Raw genomic sequence first — 21,628 nt, forward strand, 5'->3', positions numbered from 1 at the left:
GCAACAGAATGCGCAGGCAGCGTAGCCGCAATCTAGGATCTCGCAGCTAACCACACCGCCATCATGCCGGTGAGCGATTTGCCGCGCTGCGCAAGGCCATCACCAGGCACCAGCACGACCTCTATTTCGTCGCGTTCGATCTGCTGCATCTCAACGGCCACGACTTGCGCGACATGGTGCTGGAGGACAGGCGGGAAATCCTGGCCGGCCTTATAGGGTCTGACAGCCGCATCCAGTTCAGCGAGACGATGCCAGGCGAAGCCAACGGGATCTATCATCTGATCGACGCGGCAGGCCTGGAAGGGATGGTATCGAAGCGTCGAGACAGCAAATATCGCAGCGGCCCGACTACAAATTGGCTGAAGACAAAATCCTTCACCGAAAGCGAGTTTGAACTTCTCGGAGTTGAACGCGAGAGGGGCAAGCCGGCGTTTGCTCTGATGGCTGACCCAGGTACCCGGAAATATGTCGGCAGTGCGTTCGTGAGCGTCAATCGCGAGATGCGGGAGCGGCTTTGGAAGCGCGTCCAGGAACATGCCGGGCCACCGCCCAAGGACATGCCAAAGCGGCCGGCAACGCAGTGGGTTAAGCCGGGGATCAAAGCCCGCGTAAAGCACCTCAGAGGCGAGGAAGACCTTCGGCACGCCTCACTGCAGGATTTCTGGACGACGATTGAAGACGACGACGTATGTCTCCCTCTATTCATGGCCCATACGCCACTCCATCCGGCCCCACGCATACCCACGGCTGCTGAACGCCTCCGATCTGGAGGTTCCCCTGGGTGTAGCACTCGGTCCGCGATCCTCGAATGTTATCCAGCACGAGGATGCAGACGATGAGAATGGCCGCGACGACTAGCGTCTTCATGTCGACGCCTCATCCAAAGAAGTAGTGCTCGCCGCCACCGAGGTCGAGGCGGCCAGCTGGACCCAACTTGTCGTCGCTCTTGGGGTCTGCTTGTCCATGAGGAGGCGGGCGTAGTCGGCTGGCTCGATGCCCGGTGGCAGGTCGATCATGGTGCCCCCGCTTGATGTGATAGAGCAAATTTTGATGCCGGTTATACCACAAAATGTTAGAAGCTGCTAATGTTCAGGTGCCCTGGATGGGGCCGCGGCGTAGTTCGAGGGTGGGTCAGCGAACGCCTCATGTCCGCTATGACGCCGGGCCAGTTAGCCGGGTGGCATCGCTGAAGACTCGAGACGCTATCAGCGAGGCCGAGAAGCGAGGGTCGGCAAGCTTCCTCGCGCTCCAACCCGCTTGCCAGCGACATCAAATTTTAGGAATATAATCTCCATTGCGGCGAACCCCTTTTACGGAGATCGCCATGCCTTTAAAAACCCTCGCCGACACCCTGGCCGCCCGCGAAACCATCTATGTCAATTGTGCGCACCCGATGTGCTGCAAATCGACGAAGCTCGACATCCAGGCGCTGATTGACAGGCTCGGGCGTGACCACGGCTCGATGCATGACGACCTGGTCGGGCTCTTTGTCTGCTCAAATTGCAAGGCTGCTGGCCGTGACCGCCGGCAAGTGTTCTTCACAGCAGCGGGCGCGCAATCGCGACTGGAAGCCAACCTTCGAACGAAAGGGCTGAAAGTGGCCGGCGCCGCTTGCTGCAAGGCGCGCTCGACGATTTGAGCGTAGCTCGTCTTGTGCTTAGGGCCCTGCTTTGACGGCGCATTGCGGAAACTGTCCCGCGGCCCGATCTGCAAGCGCCTTTTTCGTCTCAGCTTCTGTCACGCAGGCTCGGCCATCCATCTTGACGGTGAAGCCGTTGGACTGGAGGCAGCGAACTATATATCGGTCGCGCAATTCGCCATTAACGTCATAGGTTGTCGAAGAGGCCGGGATATTCACGGCGCCGATTCGGTTGCACGTCACCATCGTTCCATAGGTGTTGCACTGGATTGTGCCTGGGTTGTTGTATCCAGGGCGAACATCCGTCGCGAGCGACTGCGGAATCTCTTTGAAGGAGTCGATCTTGCATTGGTCAAGCGCTACGACGGTCGAATTCAGATCCACGCCCGGCTTGAAGATGATCGGCGCCGGACCTGTCTGACAGCCGGCAATCACAGCGGCGGGCTGCAAGTAGAAAGCGTTTGCGCATTGTGGTTCCCCCTCCACACACTGAACTTCAAAAGCTGCGCCCCCGCAAGAGGCGCCCCTGACGTCTCAACGCGATATTCCCGGTTAGCCCGCTGCCTCATGGTGGCGGCTTCGTCCTTTGGGGAACAGGCTAAGAACGTGCTGCTACGCTTTTTGCAACGCAATGCTACGGTATCGGACGGGACGACTTGGCACAAACGGCGCTGGCGAGTCTTCAAACCCTTGCTAGAGAAGGCTTTGCAGGGACGCTGCGATATGGCTCGGTATGGCTGGCACCGAATTTCAAGACCGGTGCCTTAAACCGCTCGGCCATCCCTCCATCGTGATTTTTCAACCACCTGGATGCTCGTCCTGATCGCAACGCGTACCCTGTGGGCACGCCTTGGAGATCGTTCGCGCTTCATTGCTCTAGTGCGCCCAACGAAGTCCTGTCAACCGGCTGTTGCCGGTTCCTGCCAGGGGCAGGGCACGGGCGCTTGACGGCGGGGCTTGAGCAGGACGAGCAGCGCTGCGCCAAAGCTCGATACGCTGTGATTTCTCACAGCGATCGCCGGGACGGCTTGTGCCACAATCTCGCCCGGTTCCGACCATAATCGGTTAATACGGTGATAAACAATTCCTGTGCACAAGGGATTGCGAATCAAGGCGGCGCTGGCATTGTCGGGTAGGTTTTGGCCCTGCCGACGGTCAAGTTGCGGTGCCTTTGTTGAGAGGGGACAATCAAAAAATGCCAAGCACGACGCGCCCGCGTCTTCGTCGCGCTTCCGCTTTCGCGTTGTGTGCCCTGTCGGCTGCCTTGCTGGCGGCTTGCGCGGCGCCGCCACAGCCGAAGGCAATGGTCAACAAGAAGCCTCGCTCCAAGGAATATTTTGCCGAATCCGAATATGGCGTAAAAGCCAGCCCGCGCGTTAGCTTCAAGATGTCGGGCCTGCAGCGTGGCGGCGGACGCGATCAGCTCGGCAAGCCCTATCAAGTGCGCGGCAAGTGGTATTATCCGAAGGAAGACAAGCGCTACGCCAAGAAGGGTCTCGCCTCCTGGTATGGCGAAGCCTTCCACGGCAGGCTGACCGCAAACGGCGAAGTCTATGACATGACACATCTGACCGGCGCGCATCCGACAATGCCACTGCCGAGCTATGCGCGCGTCACCAATCTGAAGACCGGCAGCTCGGTCGTCGTGCGCGTCAACGATCGCGGTCCTTACCATGACGGGCGCATCATCGATGTGTCGAAGCGCGCCGCCGAAATGCTCGACTATGCCAATATCGGCACGGCCAAGGTGAAGGTCGAATATGTCGGACGGGCGCCGCTGCACGGCAATGACGAACACTATCTGATGGCCTCTTACCATCCCGGCAACAGGGCGCCGGATCCGTCGGACGGCCTGCCCATCGGCGTCATGATCGCCATGAATGGACCATCGCCGAGCACGGCGTTGGCCGCCGCCGCTGCCTTTCCCGGTCAGTTGACGAATTCCGCATCGGCACAGCCTGTCGTGGCAGCGCAGACGCCGGCCGCTGGCAGCGTGACGCTGCCCGATTTCGGGCCGATCGTGCCGGAACGGCCGCAGATCAATCTGCCGCCGCAATCGCCGTTCAGGGTAGCGACGCTGTCTTATGCGAGCGAACGCGTGCAGCGCTCCTCCACTGTCTTTGCCGCGATGGATGGCGCCGGCATGTCGCCTGCCGAAATCCTGCAATCGTGGAAGCGGCAAGGTCCTTCGGCCGCTTCGCCCACCGACTATATCGCGGCGGGCTCGTTCGAGGATGCCGCCGAGGCGCAGCAGGTGGCAACCCAGCTTTCCGGCTTTGGCAAGACCGAAATCCAGCGCTCCGAATTCGAGGGCAAGGACTGGTATTCGGTCAATCTCTATCCGGACGGCCATGGCAGCCTGGACGACATGCTGCAGGCGGCATGGTCGCACGGCGCGCCGGACGCGCTCGTGGTTCGGAATTGACCGGCAAAACCTGAAGTTTTGGCCGGTTGTCCATCGCGCGGTTGCTCGGCCGGGACAAAGCCTGATAATGCATGTCGCGCAAAGGTGTGCAGCGGTTTTGCGATAACGACATGCATAAAACAACAGCCTAAAGCACGTCGCGTGAGGTCGTCGAAGGCGACGCGCTTTACAGCTTGCCCGGAACTACCGGCTGACAGGTCGAACTTCTCATGAAATTTCGCTTCGCCGCGCCTCTCGCCGGGCTTCTGGGTTTTGGCCTCCTGCTGCTTTCGCTGGCTCCAGCCGCGGCGCAGCTTTTCGAAACCAAGGCCGCGCAGGCCTTCATGATCGATGCCGAAACCGGAACGGTGCTGTTTTCCAAGGATGCCGACAGGCCGATTCAGCCGGCGTCGCTGGCCAAGCTGATGACGATGGAGGTGGTTTTCAACGCCATCAAATTGGGGCGCGTGACGCTCGACGATACATACGTGGTGAGTGAGAACGCATGGCGCACCGGCGGCGCGCCATCCGGTACGTCGACGATGTTTGCCCAACTCAAGTCGACGATCCGGCTTCAAGACCTGATCCAGGGCGTGACGGTCCAGGCAGCCAATGACGGCTGCATCATCATCGCAGAAGGGTTTGCCGGGTCGGAGGCGAATTTCGCGACTGAGATGACCGAGCGCGCAAGGCAGATTGGCCTCGAGAAATCGACATTCGTCAATGCAACCGGCCTGCCGGCCGATGGTCAGCAGACGACGGTTCGAGAGCTTGCGCTCCTTGCCCTGCATATCTGGCGCGAGTACCCGGACATCTATCGCTACTACGGCCAGAAGGATTTCACCTGGAACAAAATCACCCAGAGGAACCGCAACCCGCTGCTGGCGATGGATATCGGCGCCGACGGCCTGGCGATGGGCAGGAGCGAGGCATCCGGCTTCGGCATCGTCGGCTCGGTCAGCCAAGGTGGCAGGCGGGTCATTGCGGCGATGAGCGGCCTGGCAAGCGACCGCGAGCGCGCCGAGGAAGCGCGAAAGCTGCTCGATTGGGGCCTTCGTTCCTTTGAGAAAACCGAGATTTTCGCCAAGGACGAGGTGGTCGGCGAGGCCCAGGTTTTCGGCGGTGCGAAATCCGGCGTGGCGCTGAAGGCAAAAGCGCCCGTGGTCATCTTCCTGCCGATCGCCAACCGCGACAAGCTGACCGCCAGGATCGTCTATGAGGGACCGGTTGCAGCCCCCGTGGAGGAGGGGCAACCGGTGGGTGCGCTGCGGGTCTGGATCGGTGACACGCTGAGCCAGGAGACGCCGCTTTTTGCCGCCGAGCCGGTTGACGTCGGCTCGCTGCCGCAACGCGCGCTCGATGCCGCCAAGGAACTGGCGGTCGGCTGGCTGCGTTAGCAGCCGCGGCGTGGACCTTTTCTCAAGTCAGGACTATTACGGTCCCGCAGCATGGACAAAGGCTTTGGTGAGCGGATTCTTCATCACCTTCGAAGGCGGAGAAGGGGCAGGCAAGTCGACGCAGATCGAGCGCCTGGCCGGCAAGATGCGCGCCAAGCAATACGATGTCGTTGTCACGCGCGAGCCGGGCGGCTCGCCAGGCGCAGAGGCGGTCCGGCATGTCCTGCTTTCCGGCGCTGCCGAGCCATTCGGCCCCAGAATGGAGGCGCTGCTGTTCGCCGCCGCGCGTTCCGACCATGTCGAGCAGGTCATCCGGCCGGCGGTCGAGCGCGGCTCGGTCGTGCTTTGTGATCGCTTCATGGACTCCTCGCGCGTCTACCAGGGCGTCACCGGCGGCCTCGATCCAGCCTTCATGGACGCGCTGGAAAAGGTCGCCATCAACGGCATGGTGCCCGACATGACGCTGATCTTTGATCTCGACCCGGCCGAAGGACTGCGGCGCGCCACCGCACGGCGGGGCACCGATGCCGGCGCCGACCGCTTCGAAAAGGAAACGCTTGATATCCATCAGCGCCGCCGCGAAGCGTTTCTGGCGATCGCCGCGGCAGAACCCGAGCGCTGCATCGTCGTCGACGCGTCCGCCGACCCCGACACGGTGGAGAATGTCGTCGCCGGCGCCGTGTTCGCGGCGCTGGAGACGACGACGCCGAGACACAGGAAGCAGGCGCCGGGATGATTTTCGAACGGATCGCACCAGAACAGCACGACACACTTGACGGCGTACCGGAGCCATCCGAGACGCCGCGCCTGGTCGGACATGACCAGGCAGCGAACATGCTGGCGTCAGCCTATCGCTCCGGGAAGCTGCCGCACGCGCTGATCTTTGTCGGGCCGGTCGGCATCGGCAAGGCGACGCTCGCTTTTCATCTGGCGCATCATTTGTTGAAGCATCCGGCGTTCGAACAGGCGCCGGAGGTCCTTGCCGTTCCCGATCCGGCGTCATCGCTGTTTCGCCAGATCGCCACCGGCGCGCATCCCTCGGTGCTGCATCTGACCCGCCCACCGAACGACAAGACGAAAAGCTTCAAGACGGTCGTCACTGTCGACGAGATCCGCAAGGTCAGCCGTTTCCTGTCGCTGACCTCGCATGACGGCAGCTACCGGGTGGTGATCGTCGACCCGGCCGACGACATGAATACCAATGCGGCTAACGCCTTGCTGAAGAATCTTGAAGAACCACCTGCACGCAGCTTGTTCATCCTCATCGTCCACGCGCCGGGCAGCCTGTTGCCGACGATCCGCTCACGCTGCCAGATGGTGCGGCTCACGCCGCTCGATGCCGAGAGCCTGATGACGGTTTTGGAAAGCGTCGAACCACCGCCTCCGGACGATCCCGCGGCGCGCGCGGCACTGGCCAAGCGGGCAGGGGGCAGCGCCCGCACCGCAATCCTGTTGACGCAGTATGGCGGGCTGGAAATCGCCGAGACGCTCGACGCCCTGGCGACAGCGGCAAAGAGCGATGTTGCCGGCGCCTATCGCCTCGCCGAGGCGGTCGCCGGGCGCGACCGGGCGATCCAGTTCGATATTTTCAATCGCCGTGCGCTCGACCTGCTCTCGACCGGCGCAAGCCAGGCCGCGCTGGCGGGCGATCTGGCGCGGGCCAAAACGCTGTCAGACACTTGGCACGAGGCTTTGAACGCTATATCTGAAACCGACACCTACAATCTCGACAAGAAGCAGCATGCCTTGACCATGATCGACCGCCTGAATTCTGCAATGCGAATGTGACGGCCCATCGGGATGGCAATCGCCGTTTCGATGCGATATCCACCGACATCTTTCATTCAGACATTCATGACGGTTCATTCATGTCACGCGAAAAATACTACCTCACGACGCCGATTTTCTATCCGAACGGCAAGCCACATATCGGTCATGCCTACAATGTCATCGCCAGCGACACGCTGGCCCGTTTTCAGCGGCTCGACGGTAAGGACGTCTTCTTCGTCTCGGGAACCGACGAGCACGGTTTGAAGATGCAGCAGACGGCGGACGCCGAAGGCCTGACGCCGAAAGCGCTTGCCGATCGCAATTCGGCGATCTTCCGCTCGATGCTTGAAGCGACCGGCTGTTCGAACGATATTTTCATCCGCACCACCGAGGAGCGCCACTACAAGGCCTGCCAGGCGATCTGGACACGCATGGCGGAAAATGGCGACATTTATCTCGACCGCTATAGCGGTTGGTATTCGGTGCGGCAGGAAGCCTATTTCGACGAGGCCGAAACCAAGGTCGGCGACGACGGCGTCCGTCGCGAACCGCTCGGCTCGCCCGTCGAATGGACCGAGGAAGAGAGCTATTTCTTCCGCCTTTCCGCCTATCAGGATAGGTTGCTCGCGCTCTATGAGAACAGCCCCGAATTTGTCGGACCGGCGGAGCGGCGCAATGAAATCGTCAGCTTCGTCAAATCCGGGCTGAAGGACCTGTCGATCTCGCGCACCACGTTCAAATGGGGCGTGCCGGTGCCGGGCGACGACAAGCATGTGATGTATGTCTGGGTCGATGCACTGACCAACTACATCACGGCTGCCGGTTATCCGGATGCGGCCGATGACAGATGGTCCTTCTGGCCGGCGAACGTCCACGTCATCGGCAAGGACATCGTCCGCTTCCATGCCGTCTACTGGCCGGCCTTCCTGCTGTCGGCAGGGATCGAACTGCCGAAGCGCGTATTCGCGCATGGCTTTCTGTTCAACCGCGGCGAGAAGATGTCGAAGTCGGTCGGCAATGTCGTCGACCCGTTTGCGATGATCGAGCATTACGGCCTCGATCAGGTACGCTATTTCTTCATGCGCGAGGTGCCGTTCGGCCAGGACGGCAGCTACAGCCACGAGGCCATCGTCAACCGCACCAATGCCGACCTCGCCAACGGCCTTGGTAATCTGGCGCAGCGCTCGCTGTCGATGATCGCCAAGAATTGCGGCGGCGTGGTGCCGAAACGCAGCGATCTGGCGGAGGCCGACAGGGCGATCCTCGACCAGACGGTGGAGGCGGTTGCTGCTGCACGCAAGATGATGGCGGAGCAGGCCATCCATCTGGCGCTGGCGGCGATTTTTGGCGTCGTGGCGGAGGCCGATCGCTACTTCGCCTCGCAGGAACCCTGGGCGCTCAGAAAGACCGATCCGGCGCGCATGGAAACGGTGCTGTGGACGACCGCGGAAGTCGTCCGACGCGTGGCGCTGCTGTGCCAGCCCTTCATTCCGGGGTCGGCCGCCAAGCTGCTCGACCTGCTGGCTGTGCCACAGGACCGTCGCGATTTCGCGCATGTCCACGCGGACTATGCGCTGGTATCGGGGGTTGCCTTGCCCGCGCCGGAGGGCGTGTTTCCGCGTTACGTCGAGCAGCCGGACGCGAACATCTGATGTTGGTCGACAGTCACTGCCATCTCGACTTTCCGGATTTCGCTGAGGAGCGGACGGCCATCGTCGCCCGCGCCTTGGCCGCTGGAATCGGTCGCATGGTGACGATCTCGACGCGTGTGAAAAAATTTCAGCAAGTGCTTGAGATCGCAGAATCTTTCGACGAAGTCTATTGCTCGGTCGGCACCCATCCGCACAACGCCGCCGAGGAACTGGACGTGACTGTCGAGGCGCTTGCCCGGCTGTCCGCGCATCGCAAAGTGGTGGCGATCGGCGAGGCCGGGCTCGACTATTTCTACGATCATGCGCCGCGCGACGCGCAGGCTCAGGGCTTTCGCACGCACATCGCGGCAGCGCGCGAGACGGGCCTGCCTCTGGTCATCCATGCGCGTGATGCCGACAGCGACATGGCTGATATCCTCGAGGACGAAACAGGGAAGGGCGCCTTTCCCTTCGTCCTGCACTGCTTTTCGTCCGGGCGCAGGCTGGCCGAGATCGGCGTGGCGCTCGGCGGCTATGTTTCCTTTTCCGGCATCGTGACTTTCAAGAATTCGGCCGAGCTGCGCGCCATCGCCGCCGATGTGCCACACGACCGCCTGCTGGTCGAAACCGACGCGCCGTACCTGGCGCCGATCCCGTTTCGCGGCAAGCGCAACGAGCCTGCCTATGTCGCGCATACGGCCAAGGTGCTGGCCGAAACGATCGGCGTCAGCGAGGCCGACATTGCTGCCATTACCACCGACAATTTCTTCCGGCTGTTCAGCAAGATGCCGCGCCCGACCGCGCTGAGCGCCTGACGCATGAGCGACCGGCTGCGCCTCACCATTCTCGGCTGCGGCTCATCGCCGGGCACGCCGCGCATCACCGGCGACTGGGGCAATTGCGATCCGGCCAATCCGAGGAACCGGCGCATGCGCACCGCAGCGCTCATCGAGCGGATCGCGGCAAACGGCGACAGGACCACAGTCGTCATCGATACCGGGCCGGACTTTCGCGCGCAGATGCTGCTCGCGGCGGTCAGGCGCATCGATGCGGTCGTCTATACGCATCCGCATGCCGACCATATCCACGGTATCGACGATTTGCGCGGCTTCGTGCTCGAGCAGCGTCATCGGATCGATATCCACGCCGACCAGCTGACCATGCTGCGGTTACGGGAAGCGTTCGCCTACTGTTTTGAAACACCGCCAGGCAGTTCCTATCCGCCTATCGTCGAGCCTCATATCATCGACCATGCCAGGCCGGTGGTGGTCGAAGGCGAGGGGGGTGCCCTCACCCTCGAGCCGCTGCCGCAGATCCATGGCGACATCATATCGCTTGGTTTTCGCATCGGCGGCCTCGCCTATTGCCCCGATGTCAGTGATTTCCCCGACGCCACCGCCGAACGACTGCGCGACCTGGACGTGCTGGTCATCGACGCGCTGCAATACAGGCCGCATCCGAGCCATCTGTCGCTCGGCCAGGCACTCGGCTGGATCGAAAAACTGGCGCCGCAAAAGGCCGTTCTGACGCACATGCATGTGCCGCTCGACTACGCTGCGGTGATGGCCGAGACGCCGGCCGACGTCGACCCGGCCTATGACGGCATGGTGATAGAAATCCCTTTTGAATCATTATGATAGGTTTGGTTCTTCATGGCTGGAAGCATTGATCGTGTGACCAGGGCAGGGGCCGATGCCGGCCTCGACATCGAAATCAGGCGCATGGGCGCCTCGACACGCACCGCCGAGCAAGCCGCCGCGCAATGCGGCTGCACAGTCGCCCAGATCGTCAAGTCCCTGGTGTTCCAGGGAGAAACCAGCGGAAAGCTGTTTCTCTTCCTGGTTTCCGGCTCCAATCAGCTCGATCTGGCCAGGGCTGCCGCACTGGCTGGCGAGCCGCTGAAGCGCGCCGATCCGCGGCAGATCCGCGACGAGACCGGCTTTGCCATCGGCGGCGTGGCGCCGATCGGCCATCTGATTGCAATCCCGGCGTTCGCCGACGAAACGCTGCTCGGTTTCAATCGCGTTTGGGCTGCGGCCGGCGCGCACGACGCGGTGTTCGCCGCCGAGCCACAGGCGATGGTCCAGGCAGCGCAGGCTGTCGTGGCGACGCTGGCAGTCTGAATCGAACACGCTGGATATCGCAGCGCGGCGAACAGCCGGGCAATGGGACCTCGGCGCGCCGCAACGTGCGACCGGAGCACTCTATTCGGCGGCGATGGCGGTGGGCGGCTGCATGATTTCGGGCGCCGCCGGCGCGAACAACATCTTTATGACGTTGCGGAAGGCGAGGATCTGGCGTTCGAGGACACGCGGGTCGCCGAGCCCCCGCGACATGATGATGCCGCCGTCGATCACACAGGAGAACATGATGGCGACGTCGTCGAGGTCCATGCCCTTGCGGGCAGGGTAAACGGCCGCGATCTCGTTCAGCGCATCGCGAAACCGCCCGTTCCAGGAGCGGACGGCGGCGGCGGCGATGTCGCGAACGGTACGGTCGAAGAGGCGCTCCTGATAGGTGAATGTCGCGATCAGGCAGCCGGGGTGGCCGTTCGGCAAGTCACCCATCAGCTCGGCAAGCAGCTTGAGCGTGATCAGGAACGACTGCAACGGATCATCGGACAATTGCCGGCCGCGGTGAAACACATCGTCGAAGATGCGGTCGTTCTCCTCGACGTAGCGCAGCATCAAGGCGCGGGCGAGTTCGTTCTTGTCCTTGAAGTGATAGAAGAAGCCGCTCTTGGTGATGCCGGCTTCGGCGATCACCTCCTCGATGGACGTCGCGCCGAACCCCTTGGCGAGCACCGAGGCCTCGGCGATCTCCAGAATGCGTTCGCGCGTTTCCGCACCTTTGCGCATGACCGAATGCCCTCAAATCTACTGTACCGGCGGTATGGTTTTCACACCCGCCACCATCGGCACCGATAGCAATATGACCGGCCCAGCGCGGCTGTCCGTCTGTAATTGCTGCGGTTTCCGCTTCGTTGGAGTACCGGACCACAAGCCTTCTACCGCACCGGCGGCACGTACTGCTAAAACCTGCCTATTGCGAACCGGCCGCCATCAGGGCGGCACGGTGTCATCTTACCACTGGAGACAAACATGGCCAAGTACCGCCAGAATCTGCCGCAACTCGCCAACAGAACATTCCTGAGCGATGGCGGCATGGAAACGACCCTCATCTTTCACGAAGGCCTCGACCTTCCGCACTTTGCTTCATTCACGCTGATGGCAACGCCTGAAGGCCGGCAGAAGCTGAGGGAATATTTCGTCCGTTATCTGACCATTGCGCGCAGAAGCGGGACCGGCTTCATCCTCGACACGCCGACGTGGCGAGCCAACCCCGATTGGGGAACCTTGCTCGGCTACGGGCCGGAAGCGTTGCGGGCCGTCAACGAGGCCTCGATCGAGCTTCTTCTCGACCTGCGCAATGAGTTCGAGACCGCCGAAACGCAGTGCGTCATCAGCGGCGCGATCGGGCCGCGCGGCGACGGCTACAAAGCCGGCAAGATGGACGCCAGCGAGGCGGAAGCCTATCACGCGGCGCAGATCGAGAGTTTCGCGCGGACCGAGGCCGACATGGTTGCGGCCTATACGCTCACCAATTTCCACGAGGCAATCGGCGTGGCGCGGGCTGCCAAGGCGCATGCCATGCCGTGCATGATCTCGTTCACCGTGGAGACGGACGGCAAGCTGGTGACCGGCATGGCGCTCGGCGAGGCGATCGACAGGGTCGACGACGCGACAGACGGTGCGCCGGCCTACTATATGATCAACTGCGCCCATCCGACGCATTTCATGCAGGCGCTGAACAAGGGCGAGCGCTGGCTCGATCGCGTCTATGGCGTGAAGGCGAACGCTTCAACCAAAAGCCATGCCGAACTGGATGAATCGGAAACGCTCGACGCGGGCGACCCGGACGATCTCGGGCGGCGCTACAGCAGGCTGACAGCTTCGTTTCCGACGATGCGCATCCTGGGCGGTTGCTGCGGCACCGACCACCGGCACGTCGCGGCGATCTGCGAGGCCTGCGTGCCACAGGCGGCGTAGGAACTTGTGTGCGTCGCAGGAGGCGCAACGCCATCAACCGCAGTTCCGCTGGTTCCAAAGGAAACAAGGAACTGCGGTTGGGCCGAAAAGCAACGCAATCACAACGCACATCAGTTCCATAATCTATCTTATGCGACTTTCTGATGGGTGGAATTCTCAGCGTGAACCGACGGAAAGCCTCTCTGATTTTTGCGTCGATCGGCTTAGCGTAGGATTTCGTCCCCTACAGCACCGAAATCCTCAAGACCATCAAAATGACCGCCTCGCATCCCTTTCTCGGCTTCCCCGATCGTCTCGCCAATGGCCACACGCCCGTGCGGTGATCTTCGGAGCCGGTCACGGCAGCACCTATCCCGGCACGGCAAGCGGTCTGCTGCATCGACGCCGGCGACATCCCGACCACCATGCATGCGGCGACTGAGGCCGAGCACAAGGCCCCCAGCCGAACAGGCGGTGCCTTCCGCTCTGTCGGCAAAAACCGAAACTTCCGCCGAAGCGATCTTCGGGGTTACCGCAGCGGCCTTGCATCCGCGTTGATTGGTTGGGTCCCTCGCCCCGCAAGCGCCTGATGTATATGCATGAGGGCGCTCGACAGCACTGGCCGTGGGCATGCGATGTTGAGGCGAACATGGCAGCCACCGTTCGACACGAACATCTCACCGCCTTCCAGTACGACGCCTGCTTTTTCCAGGAAGAAGCGCGTCAGGTTGATCGGCCGTGGGAAATAGGCCGACAAGTCGACCCAGGCGAGATAGGTCGCATCGGGGATCTTGAAGCGGGCTTGTTGCAGATGTTGGCCAAGGAAGGCCGCAACCATCCGAAAGTTTTCGTCGAGATAGGTGCGTAGCGCGTCCAGCCACGCACCTCCCTCGGTGTAAACCGCGACCGCCGCGGCAAGGCTGATCGGATTGACGAACGGATAGTGCCGCTCGCGCCACTGCGCGCGAAGCGACGGATCCGGGATGATGACGGTCGCGAGCATCAGTCCAGCGAGGTTGAACGTCTTGCTGACCGCCATACAGGTGACGATGTCCTTGCTGTCCGGAAACAGCTTCGCCAGCGGGAGGTGCCGTTTGCCCCGACGCAACAAATCGGCGTGAATTTCGTCCGACACCACACGAACGCCATTGGCGAAGCAGAATTCGCCCACACGGCGCAGTTCGTGCTCCGTCCAGGCACGGCCGGTTGGATTGTGTGGGTGGCACAGGAAGAACAGCGTGACAGACGGGTCCTTCACCTTCGCCTCGAAATCGACGAAGTCGATTTCATAAAGCCCATCCTTCAAGACGAGCGCGGATGACACCAGTTCATGGCCGGTCTGAACGGCTGCGCGCTGGAAATAGCCATAGGCGGGCGTCAGGGTCAGAATTTTGTCCCCTGGCGCGCAAAGATACTCCGCAAGCGCATAGAGCGCCGGGATAACGCCCAGCGACACCTGCAAGGCCTCGCGTTCGAAGCGCCAGTCGTATCGCTCGACGCACCAGGCATGGAACGCGTCGTAGAGTTCGCCGCCCATGTTCATCGTGTACCCGAAGATCGGGTGCGCCAGCCGTTCCGTCATTGCATCGAGGGCAGCTTGCGGCGCGGGGAACTGCATGTCCGCGACCCACATCGAGATCAATTCAGATCGAGGGACTGGCAACTTCAAATCGGCGTCGCCGCCGAACAGATAGTTCTCGAAACCGTCCTCGGCCACGGCGTTGGTCGCGGTGCGTGGAATGATGCGGTCGAAGTCGAAGGTCATGGGTGCGCCAGTATCAACAGGACTGCGAGCGACGGCATTGCCGCCATCATGTTGGGAGGGCCGGCCGACATTGGACGGCCAATGACGACGCGATTGGCAAGGGTGGCGCCCGACAGGCCGCAGGAGGTGAATAGCTTGCTCATGGTAGTTGCGGGCGCCCGGTGTCGACAGGAAGGTTGGCTTGGAGGGACCTAGGCCTCGACGATCTCCAGCTTCGAGACCATCCGGATCGCCTTTGAGAAGTTCGCCAGGTTGACCGATGTCCTGGTGACGACGGCGTGAAGTTCTTCCAGCCGGTCGCGCGAAGCGTCGGTCGTCAAGCGAACGACGTAGCTGACCTCGTCGTAGCCGGGATTGACGCTCTCATCGAGCCCGAGGAAACCGCGAAGGTCGAGTTCGCCATCGGTCTCGATCTCGAGGCTGTGTACGGTGATGCCCATCGCCGCGGCATTGACGACGTAACCGACGGTCAGGCAGGCATTAAGCGCCGCCATCAGCAGCTCCTGGGGATTGGGCGCCGAATTCTGGCCGAGCAGTTCGGTCGGCTCGTCCGCGGCGATCTCGAAGTTGCGCTGATGCTCCAAACCGCCCAGCGAATAGTGGCTGACGGTCGCGACGGAGCGGGTCTGGCCGGCCCACTTCGTCTTGACGTTGAACCGCGCGCTGCGCTTCGACGAGTCTTCGGCGACCCCCATTGCGAACTGCTGCAGGGCCGCAACATCGATGCCATTGGGGTCGATGCTATTGGGATTGTCAGTCATGTGAGATGTCCTTGTTTCTGGATGTGGAGTGATGGTGGAAGAAGATCGACCCCAGGCGCCTTGTTAGGTCGCGAGATGTGTGAAGGCCGGAACTGGTCGGACCGGCGGTGCGGGCGACTATCCGGTGCACCCGGCGGCGCTGCAGGCAGCGCCGTCTGCGATGTCCATCGCCGCAGGCATCTCGATCGCCGCGTCACCACGGACATACGAAGTCCGCCCAAACCTGCACGTTAACTGTTTTCAAGACCGTCTTTCCTTTATGGTCACCACAGACTTTGTCGTTGCCGCTCCAACCCGACTAGTTGGTTGGCTCTCAAGGGAAATGGATGCCGCCACGGTTCACCGAACGCCCGGGGCCCGACCGCGTGGCCGTTCTCAGGTGCCTTCTATGATGAGGCGGATGATGCCGTCGTCGATGACATCGCCGTCTTTGGTTGCCCAGTCGATGAAGCTGGAACCCTCCAGCAAACTTAACAGCATGAAGGCCTTCTGCCTGGCGCCGCACCCGAGCGGAATTTCGCCGCGGCCTATTCCCTGCTCGATGATCCCGCTCAGCCACTTGAGCTGAATGTCGAAGAAGCGTTTGGTCATCTTTTGCAGCCCAGCCGGGAGCGCCGACATTTCCGCGGCCAGCGCACCACACAAGGGCAAAAACCCGCTCTCGGTGCTCTTCCGGAACATTGTAAAGAAGGCTTCGAGACGTGCGATGACGCCACCGTTCTCGGCCTCGATCCGATCGAAATCACGCCGGACCCGATCAATATAGGCTTCGACGATGGCGGTCCCGAGATCCTCCTTGGCGGGGAAATGATGGTGGATTGTCGGCTTGCTGATGCCCACCGTTTTGGCCAGATCCGCATAACTGAAGGCCGCATACCCTTTGGTACGTATCAGACCCTCCGCGGTCTTTATCAGCGCATCACGTGTTCCGATTGCCATGGTCTTTCCATCCGCATCGCCTCTTGCCGCGTGCCGTCCATTGCTTCACCTTACCGGTCGTCGCGCAGCCAGCCGATCGCTCGATCAAAGCTGCTCACAGGCTTCGAGCGCGCGGGAGGAATAGACATAGGCCCCTCTCTCGCGTCGCGGCCTCCACCTTATGGAAGGCGCTCGTAACCGGCGGGGTCGCTTTTGCCAATCCGCCGACCCGCTTGACCAGCGCGCCCAGTCTTTCGTTCCAGGTGTTCAATCGGATTGTCCCGCCAGCATGAACTTTGACTCTCTAACCTACCTACTAGTCGGTAGATAGAGGAGCGATCGCCATCTGTCAAGCCCAGATGAAATTGTTGCCACGAAAGCGACGCCCCCTGAGGTAATGCGTTTGCCGGGCTTGACGAGCTACTGGCGGAATTGGGCGTCGGTGAATTGGTGTTATGCGGCGTCAATACGCACGCCTGCATCCGCATGGCTGCGGTGGACGCCTATCAACGGGATTTCCGGGTTGGTCCTGGCCGAAGAATGCGTCGGCTCTTACGACGCAGAGCACGCGCGCCTCCCTGCACTACATGAACGGCTAGATAGCCAAAATAGCGACTGCTTCTGAGATCCTTAAACCTCTCGCGCAATCTAATGAACGTCTGAAAGGCACCGACTGCGGTCATCATCACGAGTACATCCGATAAAGCACAAGCGGGATCAGGCCCACTACAATTGCAATGACGGCGCGTTCTAACCATCGCATAAATTTCGACTTCGAACGATTGCCCGATATCAAGTTACCCAGCATGTCACCGAGAAATTGGAGCAAATCACCCATCGTATATCCGGCCCCAAGTCGTCATCGCCCTGCCGCTGTGAATGCACTACATCATTTACTTTTAGGTTGATGACATGGCGGCTTAGGGCCGCACCCTGCCCTTCGCGTTGTCGTTGCCAGACACTCAAAACCAACGCCGGGAATTCCTGCTCAGACCGCCCTGCGCGCTTGCCGCTCCTTGTCAGAAGTCAATATCGCCGAAATCGCCACCGCCATCGGAGCCGGCATCGTCTGCCTGGTCGGAACCGCCCTCCTCTGCCTGTGACGCCGCCAGCTCGGTTGCCTGCGCTTGGCTTCCGCCAAACATGCCGGTGATGGCGTTGCCGAGAAGCACGCCGCCGGCCACGCCCATTGCAGTCTGCGCGGCTCCGGCGAGGAAACCGCCGCCTGCCCTTTGTTGATCATTGCCAGAAAGCGGCTCCTGCGGCGCAGCGGCAGCGGTGCGCCCGACCCGCGGGACCGAACCCGAGCGCCGCCGCCGAAGAGCCCGCCAAGCAATCCGCTGCCGGCAGACTGCTGTGCCTGTTGCTCCAGGTCTTCGATGCGGGACTGCGCCGCGTTCAGCACCTATTCCTGAACAATGATCGTCTGCGCCATGTAGTATGGCGCGCCGGGCTGCCGGGCAATCTGATCGTTGATAAAGCGTTCCGCTTCGGGGTCGCGTGGCGGCGTCTGCCGCTCGACGTTGCCAAGTTTCTCGAAAAGAGTGGCGATCGCCTGCTGGTCGTTCCTGTCCATGGGAAGCAACTCCGATATCCAGTCGCGCCACGTCCCGAGAGATTTTCGCGGCGCGTTTTCCAAGTCTCTGTTCATGCATGTCGCTGCTGCAAAAATGCTGCCGCGACATGCATGGATTTGACGCGGCTATTCGCGCTCGCCGGTGAAGTTCAACAGCAGCTGGAAGATGTTGATGAAGTTCAGATAGAGTGAGAATGCCCCGAAGACGGCGAGCTTCTGCTGCGATTCAGCACCAAAATTTTCCGCAAACTGCTCCTTGATCGTCTGGGTATCCCAGGCGGTGAGACCGATGAACACGGCGATGCCGATCACCGAGATAGCGAACTGGAGCGCGGTCGAGCCGAGGAAGATGTTGACGATGCTGGCGATCACCACGCCGATCAGACCCATGATCAGGAAGGACGAGAACTGGGTCAGGTCGCGTTTGGTCGTATAGCCGTAAAGGCTGGTCGCGCCGAACATGGTGGCGGCGATGAAGAAGGTGCGCGCGATGCTGGTCCCGGTGAACACCAGGAACACGGAGGCCAGCGACAGGCCCATGACCGCACAGAATGCCCAGAACATCGCCTGAGCGCCGGCTGCGGACATCGTCTGTATCCGGAACGAGAACAACAGCACGAAGGCGAGCGGCGCCAGCATCACCACCCACTTCAACGGAGTGGAAAAGATCGGCACGTAGAGGGCTGGCGTCGAAGCCACGACGAAGGCGATCACGCCGGTAACGACGAGGCCAATTCCCATGTAGTTGTAGACGCGCAGCATGTGCTGGCGCAGGCCCTCGTCATAGACGGCGCCGGTTTGGGCTCCGACGCCGGTGCGGTAACCTAGATTGGGGGTGTTCATGCGGCTTCTCCTTTGTGAAGGTCAGTAAAGCGTGTTGGCGAGCGTTTCTGCGGTGCGATCGAGATCGCGGACACCGCTTCGGGCGACGACTGCGTAAGCAACTTCGCCGATCTGGAAATAGGCCGAGGAAATTTCGCCCGACGGGGCGACGGTCGGCTGGACGACGTCGAACGTTCCGGGCCTGATCGCGAACAGCGAGACCAGTCCCAGGTCTGTTGTTTCGACAGCCATCTCGACGCTCGGGCCGAACTGCGATGGATAGATCTGGACGTCACGGACTTTCCAGTCCTTCGGCAGCGACGGCATGACGATCGCCGTGGCGGCGCGGATTTCGTCCGCATCATAATCCGGCGCTTCGGGCTGGGATGACATCGCCTCCCGTATGATCGTCGTCCTGTGTGCCCGGATCGCCTCTTCCAGATAGACGGGCGGCTGGGTCGAGGCGACGACTTTCGTCACCGATATCGGCCCGACGATCCCGTTGGCCAACCAGCCCGCAGCCAGCAGGACTGCGACCGCCGCAGCCCGCTGCAACGTGCGCAAGGCGCGCCCTCGAGCCAGTCCCCGTTCCAGCCGCCGTGCCGCATCAGCCGTCGCCGGCCGCGCCATGCCCTTGCATCCGGCAAGCGCCACGCGCAGTTCGTCGCGCGTCCTGAGGTCGGACATGACGCGGGCGGCAGCCTCCGGACGGGCGGAAAGGAACGCCTCGACCTCAATGCGGCGGGCAACGTCCAGCTGGTCGTCGACATAGGCGTCGAGATCGGCATCGGTCACCGGGTCGCGCAGTTCGCTCATCATGGACATCACGGGCCTCCCACGATCTTGAGGTGGCTTTTCGCATGTGGCGGCAATTTGTCCTCCATCTCGCGAAGCGCTGCGCGCGCCCTGCCGATGCGCGACATCAGCGTTCCCAGCGGCACGCCGCTGGCCTCGGCCGCCTGGCTGTAGGTAAGTCCCTCGATGGCGACGAGATGCAGCGCCGAACGCTGCTCATCCGGCAAATTGAAAAAAGCTTCGCGTACCTGTGCCAGGCGGACGGAATGCTCCTGGGGTGCCTGCATGCTGGCGTCGGCAAGATATCCGGCCTGCTCGACCCGCGCCGCTTCGGATTTGCGGGACCGCAAGCCGTCAATGAAAGCGTTGTGGACGATCGACAGCAGCCATGCGCGCAGGTTTCCGCCGGATCGAAAGGTGCCGCGCCGCTCATAGGCACGCACCAGCGCGTCATGCACAAGATCCTCTGCTTCCGCGCTGTCGCGCGTCAGAGAACGCGCGTAGCGTCGCAAAGAACCAAGCTGTCCTACGATATCGAAGCGTGGCATCGACCCTCTCACGTCCTGTTTACGGAGCATGGCAGGCTTTTAATCCCGCTCTTTGAGTTTTTTGAGTTTTTTGCGATCCGGGATGTCAGGCACAGCCGGTACAACGCCACCAGCGCGCGTACGGCTTCCTTGTCCGGGAACGAGCGGCCCTCCCCGCAGCCGCCTCAATTCGCCGCGCGGTTTTAGCGCCACCGGGGATTTCGATGTTTATCCCTGAATTAATTTGTGACGCGAAAAATCGCGAAAGTGTCATCTTTTTCGGGGCACTTGCGAGTTATAGGCAGGAAACATTCACCGCCGAATCTTCCCTTCGCCGACGGCGCTTTGGGCCCGCTTTTGTTCAACGAATTATCGACCCGACATGACAAGCCCCGACATGACAGGCAATGTGCCAGCCCAGCGGGATACCCGCATCGATGTCTTCCGCGCGCTAGCGCTGCTGACGATCTTCGTCAACCACGTGCCGGGGACGATCTTCGAGTATGTCACGCACAAGAACTTCGGCTTTTCCGATTCGGCCGAAGCATTCGTACTGATTTCGGGGATTGCCGTTGGGCTCGCCTACGGACTGAAGTTCCAGCCGGGGAATCGGTTGCTCATCACCCTGAAGGCCTGGCGGCGTGCCGGTGTCCTCTATGTCACCCACGTCATGACCACTGTCGCGACGCTGGCGATCTTCTCGGCGGCTGCATTGCATTTCTCGCGGCCCGATCTTTTGAAGCTGATCAACATCCAGATGATCATTGAGGACACGCCGGAAGCGCTGCTCGGCATCGCGGCGCTCGGGCATCAGATCGGCTATAACAACATTCTTTCCATGTATGCCGTCGTACTTCTGATGATGCCGGTTTTCCTGTGGATCGGCACTTTCAGCCTGCGCCTGATGCTCGCTGCGTCCGCTCTCCTCTGGCTCATCGTCGGCGTTTTCCAGATCGCGCCTTCAAATTTTCCCGGCGACGGCTTCTGGTTCCTGAACCCGCTCTCCTGGCAGTTTCTCTTCGTCATCGGCATCGCCGGCATGCTGCATATCAAGCGCGGCGGCGAAATCCGCTTCAACTGGATGATGGCGAGCGCGGCAGTCCTGTATCTGGTCGGCGCGCTGATCTGGGTGCGGTTGCCGCTTTGGGGCATCGAGACGGCCTCCGGCCTGCCTACTGTGCTGACTGGCTTCGACAAGACGTTCCTGTCGCTGTCGCGCCTCATGCACATTCTGGCGATCGCCTATCTGATCGTGGCAATCCCGGCGCTTTCCAACCTGGCGAAGACGAGGCCCGGACACCCGCTCGCGGTTCTCGGCAAGCATTCGCTGCCGGTCTTCATCGCCGGAACGATCCTCGCCATGATCGCGCAGGTCATGAAGGTCGTCAGCCCGGGCGGCCTCCTCTACGACGCGATCCTGATCTCGACAGGCATCGCGCTGCAGTTCGGCTTCGCCTACTACCTCGAATGGTTGCCGCGGATCGGTTGGGGCGGCAAGAAGCGGCAATCTGGAGCCGCCTTGCCGTCTGCTGCCCTCAAACCGGCATGATGGAACGGCGCGACGCGCCGTGCGTTCAAGGCCTTTCCCCGGTGCG

At 61.6% G+C, this 21,628-nt stretch carries 25 protein-coding genes; 13 read left to right on the forward strand and 12 right to left on the reverse strand.

Translation table 11 applies throughout. From position 1 onward, the window contains the following. Positions 1-143: 143 nt before the first annotated feature. Positions 144-839 carry an ATP-dependent DNA ligase gene (locus tag AC0L3D_RS24610; RefSeq protein WP_287240919.1) on the forward strand — a complete coding sequence of 232 codons (696 nt, stop codon included), beginning with the start codon at positions 144-146 and terminating at the stop codon, positions 837-839. 24 nt (positions 840-863) lie between these two features. Here AC0L3D_RS24610 and AC0L3D_RS24615 read toward each other — a convergent pair whose 3' ends face one another. Continuing rightward, positions 864-1,016 carry a hypothetical protein gene (locus AC0L3D_RS24615; protein WP_473646089.1) on the reverse strand — a complete coding sequence of 51 codons (153 nt, stop codon included), beginning with the start codon at positions 1,014-1,016 and terminating at the stop codon, positions 864-866. Positions 1,017-1,324: 308 nt separating this feature from the next. On the opposite strand from AC0L3D_RS24615, the gene AC0L3D_RS24620 reads away from it, so the two are divergent. Beyond that, positions 1,325-1,639 (forward strand): hypothetical protein, encoded by a 315-nt coding sequence (locus AC0L3D_RS24620; RefSeq protein ID WP_473629307.1) that lies wholly within the window; start codon positions 1,325-1,327, stop codon positions 1,637-1,639. A gap of 18 nt (positions 1,640-1,657) precedes the next feature. Here the strand turns inward: AC0L3D_RS24620 and AC0L3D_RS24625 are convergent, their stop codons facing one another. Beyond that, positions 1,658-2,089, reverse strand: a complete 432-nt coding sequence (locus AC0L3D_RS24625; RefSeq protein ID WP_128248162.1) for a hypothetical protein — start codon at positions 2,087-2,089, stop codon at positions 1,658-1,660. A 745-nt stretch (positions 2,090-2,834) separates the two neighbouring features. Between AC0L3D_RS24625 and AC0L3D_RS24630 the strand changes: the two genes are divergently transcribed. The 8 genes from AC0L3D_RS24630 (at position 2,835) to AC0L3D_RS24665 (ending at position 10,964) form a co-directional block, all read left to right on the forward strand. Then, positions 2,835-4,064 carry a septal ring lytic transglycosylase RlpA family protein gene (locus AC0L3D_RS24630; protein WP_473629306.1) on the forward strand — a complete coding sequence of 410 codons (1,230 nt, stop codon included), beginning with the start codon at positions 2,835-2,837 and terminating at the stop codon, positions 4,062-4,064. 209 nt (positions 4,065-4,273) lie between these two features. Next, positions 4,274-5,440 (forward strand): D-alanyl-D-alanine carboxypeptidase family protein, encoded by a 1,167-nt coding sequence (locus tag AC0L3D_RS24635; RefSeq protein ID WP_473629305.1) that lies wholly within the window; start codon positions 4,274-4,276, stop codon positions 5,438-5,440. 64 nt (positions 5,441-5,504) lie between these two features. After that, complete coding sequence (gene tmk / locus AC0L3D_RS24640; protein WP_473629308.1) at positions 5,505-6,176, forward strand: dTMP kinase; 672 nt, start codon at positions 5,505-5,507, stop codon at positions 6,174-6,176. Beyond that, positions 6,173-7,228 (forward strand): DNA polymerase III subunit delta', encoded by a 1,056-nt coding sequence (locus AC0L3D_RS24645; RefSeq protein WP_473646090.1) that lies wholly within the window; start codon positions 6,173-6,175, stop codon positions 7,226-7,228. The genes tmk and AC0L3D_RS24645 overlap by 4 nt, the downstream gene beginning before the upstream one ends. 80 nt (positions 7,229-7,308) lie before the next feature. After that, a complete protein-coding gene (gene metG, locus AC0L3D_RS24650; RefSeq protein ID WP_023799204.1) occupies positions 7,309-8,862 on the forward strand; it encodes a methionine--tRNA ligase in 1,554 nt (517 codons plus the stop codon). Next, positions 8,862-9,656 (forward strand): TatD family hydrolase, encoded by a 795-nt coding sequence (locus AC0L3D_RS24655; RefSeq protein ID WP_023799205.1) that lies wholly within the window; start codon positions 8,862-8,864, stop codon positions 9,654-9,656. The genes metG and AC0L3D_RS24655 overlap by 1 nt, the downstream gene beginning before the upstream one ends. Before the next feature lie 3 nt (positions 9,657-9,659). Beyond that, a complete protein-coding gene (locus AC0L3D_RS24660) occupies positions 9,660-10,478 on the forward strand; it encodes an MBL fold metallo-hydrolase (protein ID WP_473646092.1) in 819 nt (272 codons plus the stop codon). 15 nt (positions 10,479-10,493) lie between these two features. Continuing rightward, positions 10,494-10,964 carry a YbaK/EbsC family protein gene (locus AC0L3D_RS24665; protein ID WP_473646094.1) on the forward strand — a complete coding sequence of 157 codons (471 nt, stop codon included), beginning with the start codon at positions 10,494-10,496 and terminating at the stop codon, positions 10,962-10,964. A gap of 81 nt (positions 10,965-11,045) precedes the next feature. Here AC0L3D_RS24665 and AC0L3D_RS24670 read toward each other — a convergent pair whose 3' ends face one another. Next, positions 11,046-11,699 (reverse strand): TetR/AcrR family transcriptional regulator, encoded by a 654-nt coding sequence (locus tag AC0L3D_RS24670; protein ID WP_287346941.1) that lies wholly within the window; start codon positions 11,697-11,699, stop codon positions 11,046-11,048. Positions 11,700-11,942: 243 nt separating this feature from the next. Between AC0L3D_RS24670 and AC0L3D_RS24675 the strand changes: the two genes are divergently transcribed. Continuing rightward, positions 11,943-12,890: a homocysteine S-methyltransferase family protein gene (locus tag AC0L3D_RS24675; protein ID WP_023799209.1), complete on the forward strand. Its 948-nt coding sequence runs from the start codon at positions 11,943-11,945 to the stop codon at positions 12,888-12,890. A 508-nt stretch (positions 12,891-13,398) separates the two neighbouring features. On the opposite strand, the gene AC0L3D_RS24680 is transcribed toward AC0L3D_RS24675, so the two are convergent. The 4 genes from AC0L3D_RS24680 to AC0L3D_RS24695 all read right to left on the reverse strand — a co-directional run bounded on the left by AC0L3D_RS24680 (position 13,399) and on the right by AC0L3D_RS24695 (position 16,334). After that, a complete protein-coding gene (locus tag AC0L3D_RS24680) occupies positions 13,399-14,634 on the reverse strand; it encodes a MalY/PatB family protein (protein ID WP_473646095.1) in 1,236 nt (411 codons plus the stop codon). Then, complete coding sequence (locus AC0L3D_RS24685) at positions 14,631-14,777, reverse strand: hypothetical protein (protein ID WP_287240854.1); 147 nt, start codon at positions 14,775-14,777, stop codon at positions 14,631-14,633. The genes AC0L3D_RS24680 and AC0L3D_RS24685 overlap by 4 nt, the downstream gene beginning before the upstream one ends. A 48-nt stretch (positions 14,778-14,825) precedes the next feature. Beyond that, positions 14,826-15,395: an OsmC family protein gene (locus AC0L3D_RS24690; RefSeq protein WP_473646097.1), complete on the reverse strand. Its 570-nt coding sequence runs from the start codon at positions 15,393-15,395 to the stop codon at positions 14,826-14,828. Positions 15,396-15,770: 375 nt separating this feature from the next. Further along, complete coding sequence (locus AC0L3D_RS24695) at positions 15,771-16,334, reverse strand: TetR/AcrR family transcriptional regulator (protein ID WP_023799212.1); 564 nt, start codon at positions 16,332-16,334, stop codon at positions 15,771-15,773. A 429-nt stretch (positions 16,335-16,763) separates the two neighbouring features. On the opposite strand from AC0L3D_RS24695, the gene AC0L3D_RS24700 reads away from it, so the two are divergent. Continuing rightward, a complete protein-coding gene (locus AC0L3D_RS24700) occupies positions 16,764-16,904 on the forward strand; it encodes a hypothetical protein (protein WP_473646120.1) in 141 nt (46 codons plus the stop codon). A 428-nt stretch (positions 16,905-17,332) separates the two neighbouring features. On the opposite strand, the gene AC0L3D_RS24705 is transcribed toward AC0L3D_RS24700, so the two are convergent. The 5 genes from AC0L3D_RS24705 to AC0L3D_RS24725 all read right to left on the reverse strand — a co-directional run bounded on the left by AC0L3D_RS24705 (position 17,333) and on the right by AC0L3D_RS24725 (position 20,054). Next, complete coding sequence (locus AC0L3D_RS24705; protein ID WP_287173880.1) at positions 17,333-17,755, reverse strand: DUF2076 family protein; 423 nt, start codon at positions 17,753-17,755, stop codon at positions 17,333-17,335. Further along, positions 17,719-17,889, reverse strand: a complete 171-nt coding sequence (locus AC0L3D_RS24710) for a DUF2076 domain-containing protein (RefSeq protein ID WP_287173828.1) — start codon at positions 17,887-17,889, stop codon at positions 17,719-17,721. The genes AC0L3D_RS24705 and AC0L3D_RS24710 overlap by 37 nt, the downstream gene beginning before the upstream one ends. Positions 17,890-18,015: 126 nt before the next feature. Then, positions 18,016-18,732: a Bax inhibitor-1/YccA family protein gene (locus tag AC0L3D_RS24715; protein WP_023799215.1), complete on the reverse strand. Its 717-nt coding sequence runs from the start codon at positions 18,730-18,732 to the stop codon at positions 18,016-18,018. 21 nt (positions 18,733-18,753) lie between these two features. After that, the gene (locus AC0L3D_RS24720; protein ID WP_287240916.1) at positions 18,754-19,527 is read right to left on the reverse strand and encodes an anti-sigma factor family protein; all 774 of its coding nucleotides are present in this window, start codon (positions 19,525-19,527) and stop codon (positions 18,754-18,756) included. A gap of 8 nt (positions 19,528-19,535) precedes the next feature. Beyond that, on the reverse strand, positions 19,536-20,054 hold the full coding sequence (locus AC0L3D_RS24725; RefSeq protein WP_473646099.1) for a sigma-70 family RNA polymerase sigma factor: 519 nt from the start codon (positions 20,052-20,054) through the stop codon (positions 19,536-19,538). Positions 20,055-20,415: 361 nt separating this feature from the next. Between AC0L3D_RS24725 and AC0L3D_RS24730 the strand changes: the two genes are divergently transcribed. Beyond that, the gene (locus AC0L3D_RS24730) at positions 20,416-21,582 is read left to right on the forward strand and encodes an OpgC family protein (protein WP_287240848.1); all 1,167 of its coding nucleotides are present in this window, start codon (positions 20,416-20,418) and stop codon (positions 21,580-21,582) included. Positions 21,583-21,628: the final 46 nt, after the last annotated feature.

The sequence above is a fragment of the Mesorhizobium sp. WSM4837 genome (assembly GCF_055811435.1).

Coding starts and splice junctions, on each gene's coding strand:
- AC0L3D_RS24615 (WP_473646089.1), bottom strand. CDS start 1,016: ATGATCGACCTGCCACCGGGCATCGAGCCAGCCGACTACGCCCGCCTC.
- AC0L3D_RS24620 (WP_473629307.1), top strand. CDS start 1,325: ATGCCTTTAAAAACCCTCGCCGACACCCTGGCCGCCCGCGAAACCATC.
- AC0L3D_RS24630 (WP_473629306.1), top strand. CDS start 2,835: ATGCCAAGCACGACGCGCCCGCGTCTTCGTCGCGCTTCCGCTTTCGCG.
- AC0L3D_RS24635 (WP_473629305.1), top strand. CDS start 4,274: ATGAAATTTCGCTTCGCCGCGCCTCTCGCCGGGCTTCTGGGTTTTGGC.
- AC0L3D_RS24645 (WP_473646090.1), top strand. CDS start 6,173: ATGATTTTCGAACGGATCGCACCAGAACAGCACGACACACTTGACGGC.
- metG (WP_023799204.1), top strand. CDS start 7,309: ATGTCACGCGAAAAATACTACCTCACGACGCCGATTTTCTATCCGAAC.
- AC0L3D_RS24655 (WP_023799205.1), top strand. CDS start 8,862: ATGTTGGTCGACAGTCACTGCCATCTCGACTTTCCGGATTTCGCTGAG.
- AC0L3D_RS24660 (WP_473646092.1), top strand. CDS start 9,660: ATGAGCGACCGGCTGCGCCTCACCATTCTCGGCTGCGGCTCATCGCCG.
- AC0L3D_RS24665 (WP_473646094.1), top strand. CDS start 10,494: ATGGCTGGAAGCATTGATCGTGTGACCAGGGCAGGGGCCGATGCCGGC.
- AC0L3D_RS24670 (WP_287346941.1), bottom strand. CDS start 11,699: ATGCGCAAAGGTGCGGAAACGCGCGAACGCATTCTGGAGATCGCCGAG.
- AC0L3D_RS24675 (WP_023799209.1), top strand. CDS start 11,943: ATGGCCAAGTACCGCCAGAATCTGCCGCAACTCGCCAACAGAACATTC.
- AC0L3D_RS24680 (WP_473646095.1), bottom strand. CDS start 14,634: ATGACCTTCGACTTCGACCGCATCATTCCACGCACCGCGACCAACGCC.
- AC0L3D_RS24685 (WP_287240854.1), bottom strand. CDS start 14,777: ATGAGCAAGCTATTCACCTCCTGCGGCCTGTCGGGCGCCACCCTTGCC.
- AC0L3D_RS24690 (WP_473646097.1), bottom strand. CDS start 15,395: ATGACTGACAATCCCAATAGCATCGACCCCAATGGCATCGATGTTGCG.
- AC0L3D_RS24695 (WP_023799212.1), bottom strand. CDS start 16,334: ATGGCAATCGGAACACGTGATGCGCTGATAAAGACCGCGGAGGGTCTG.
- AC0L3D_RS24710 (WP_287173828.1), bottom strand. CDS start 17,889: ATGGACAGGAACGACCAGCAGGCGATCGCCACTCTTTTCGAGAAACTT.
- AC0L3D_RS24715 (WP_023799215.1), bottom strand. CDS start 18,732: ATGAACACCCCCAATCTAGGTTACCGCACCGGCGTCGGAGCCCAAACC.
- AC0L3D_RS24720 (WP_287240916.1), bottom strand. CDS start 19,527: ATGAGCGAACTGCGCGACCCGGTGACCGATGCCGATCTCGACGCCTAT.
- AC0L3D_RS24725 (WP_473646099.1), bottom strand. CDS start 20,054: ATGCCACGCTTCGATATCGTAGGACAGCTTGGTTCTTTGCGACGCTAC.
- AC0L3D_RS24730 (WP_287240848.1), top strand. CDS start 20,416: ATGACAAGCCCCGACATGACAGGCAATGTGCCAGCCCAGCGGGATACC.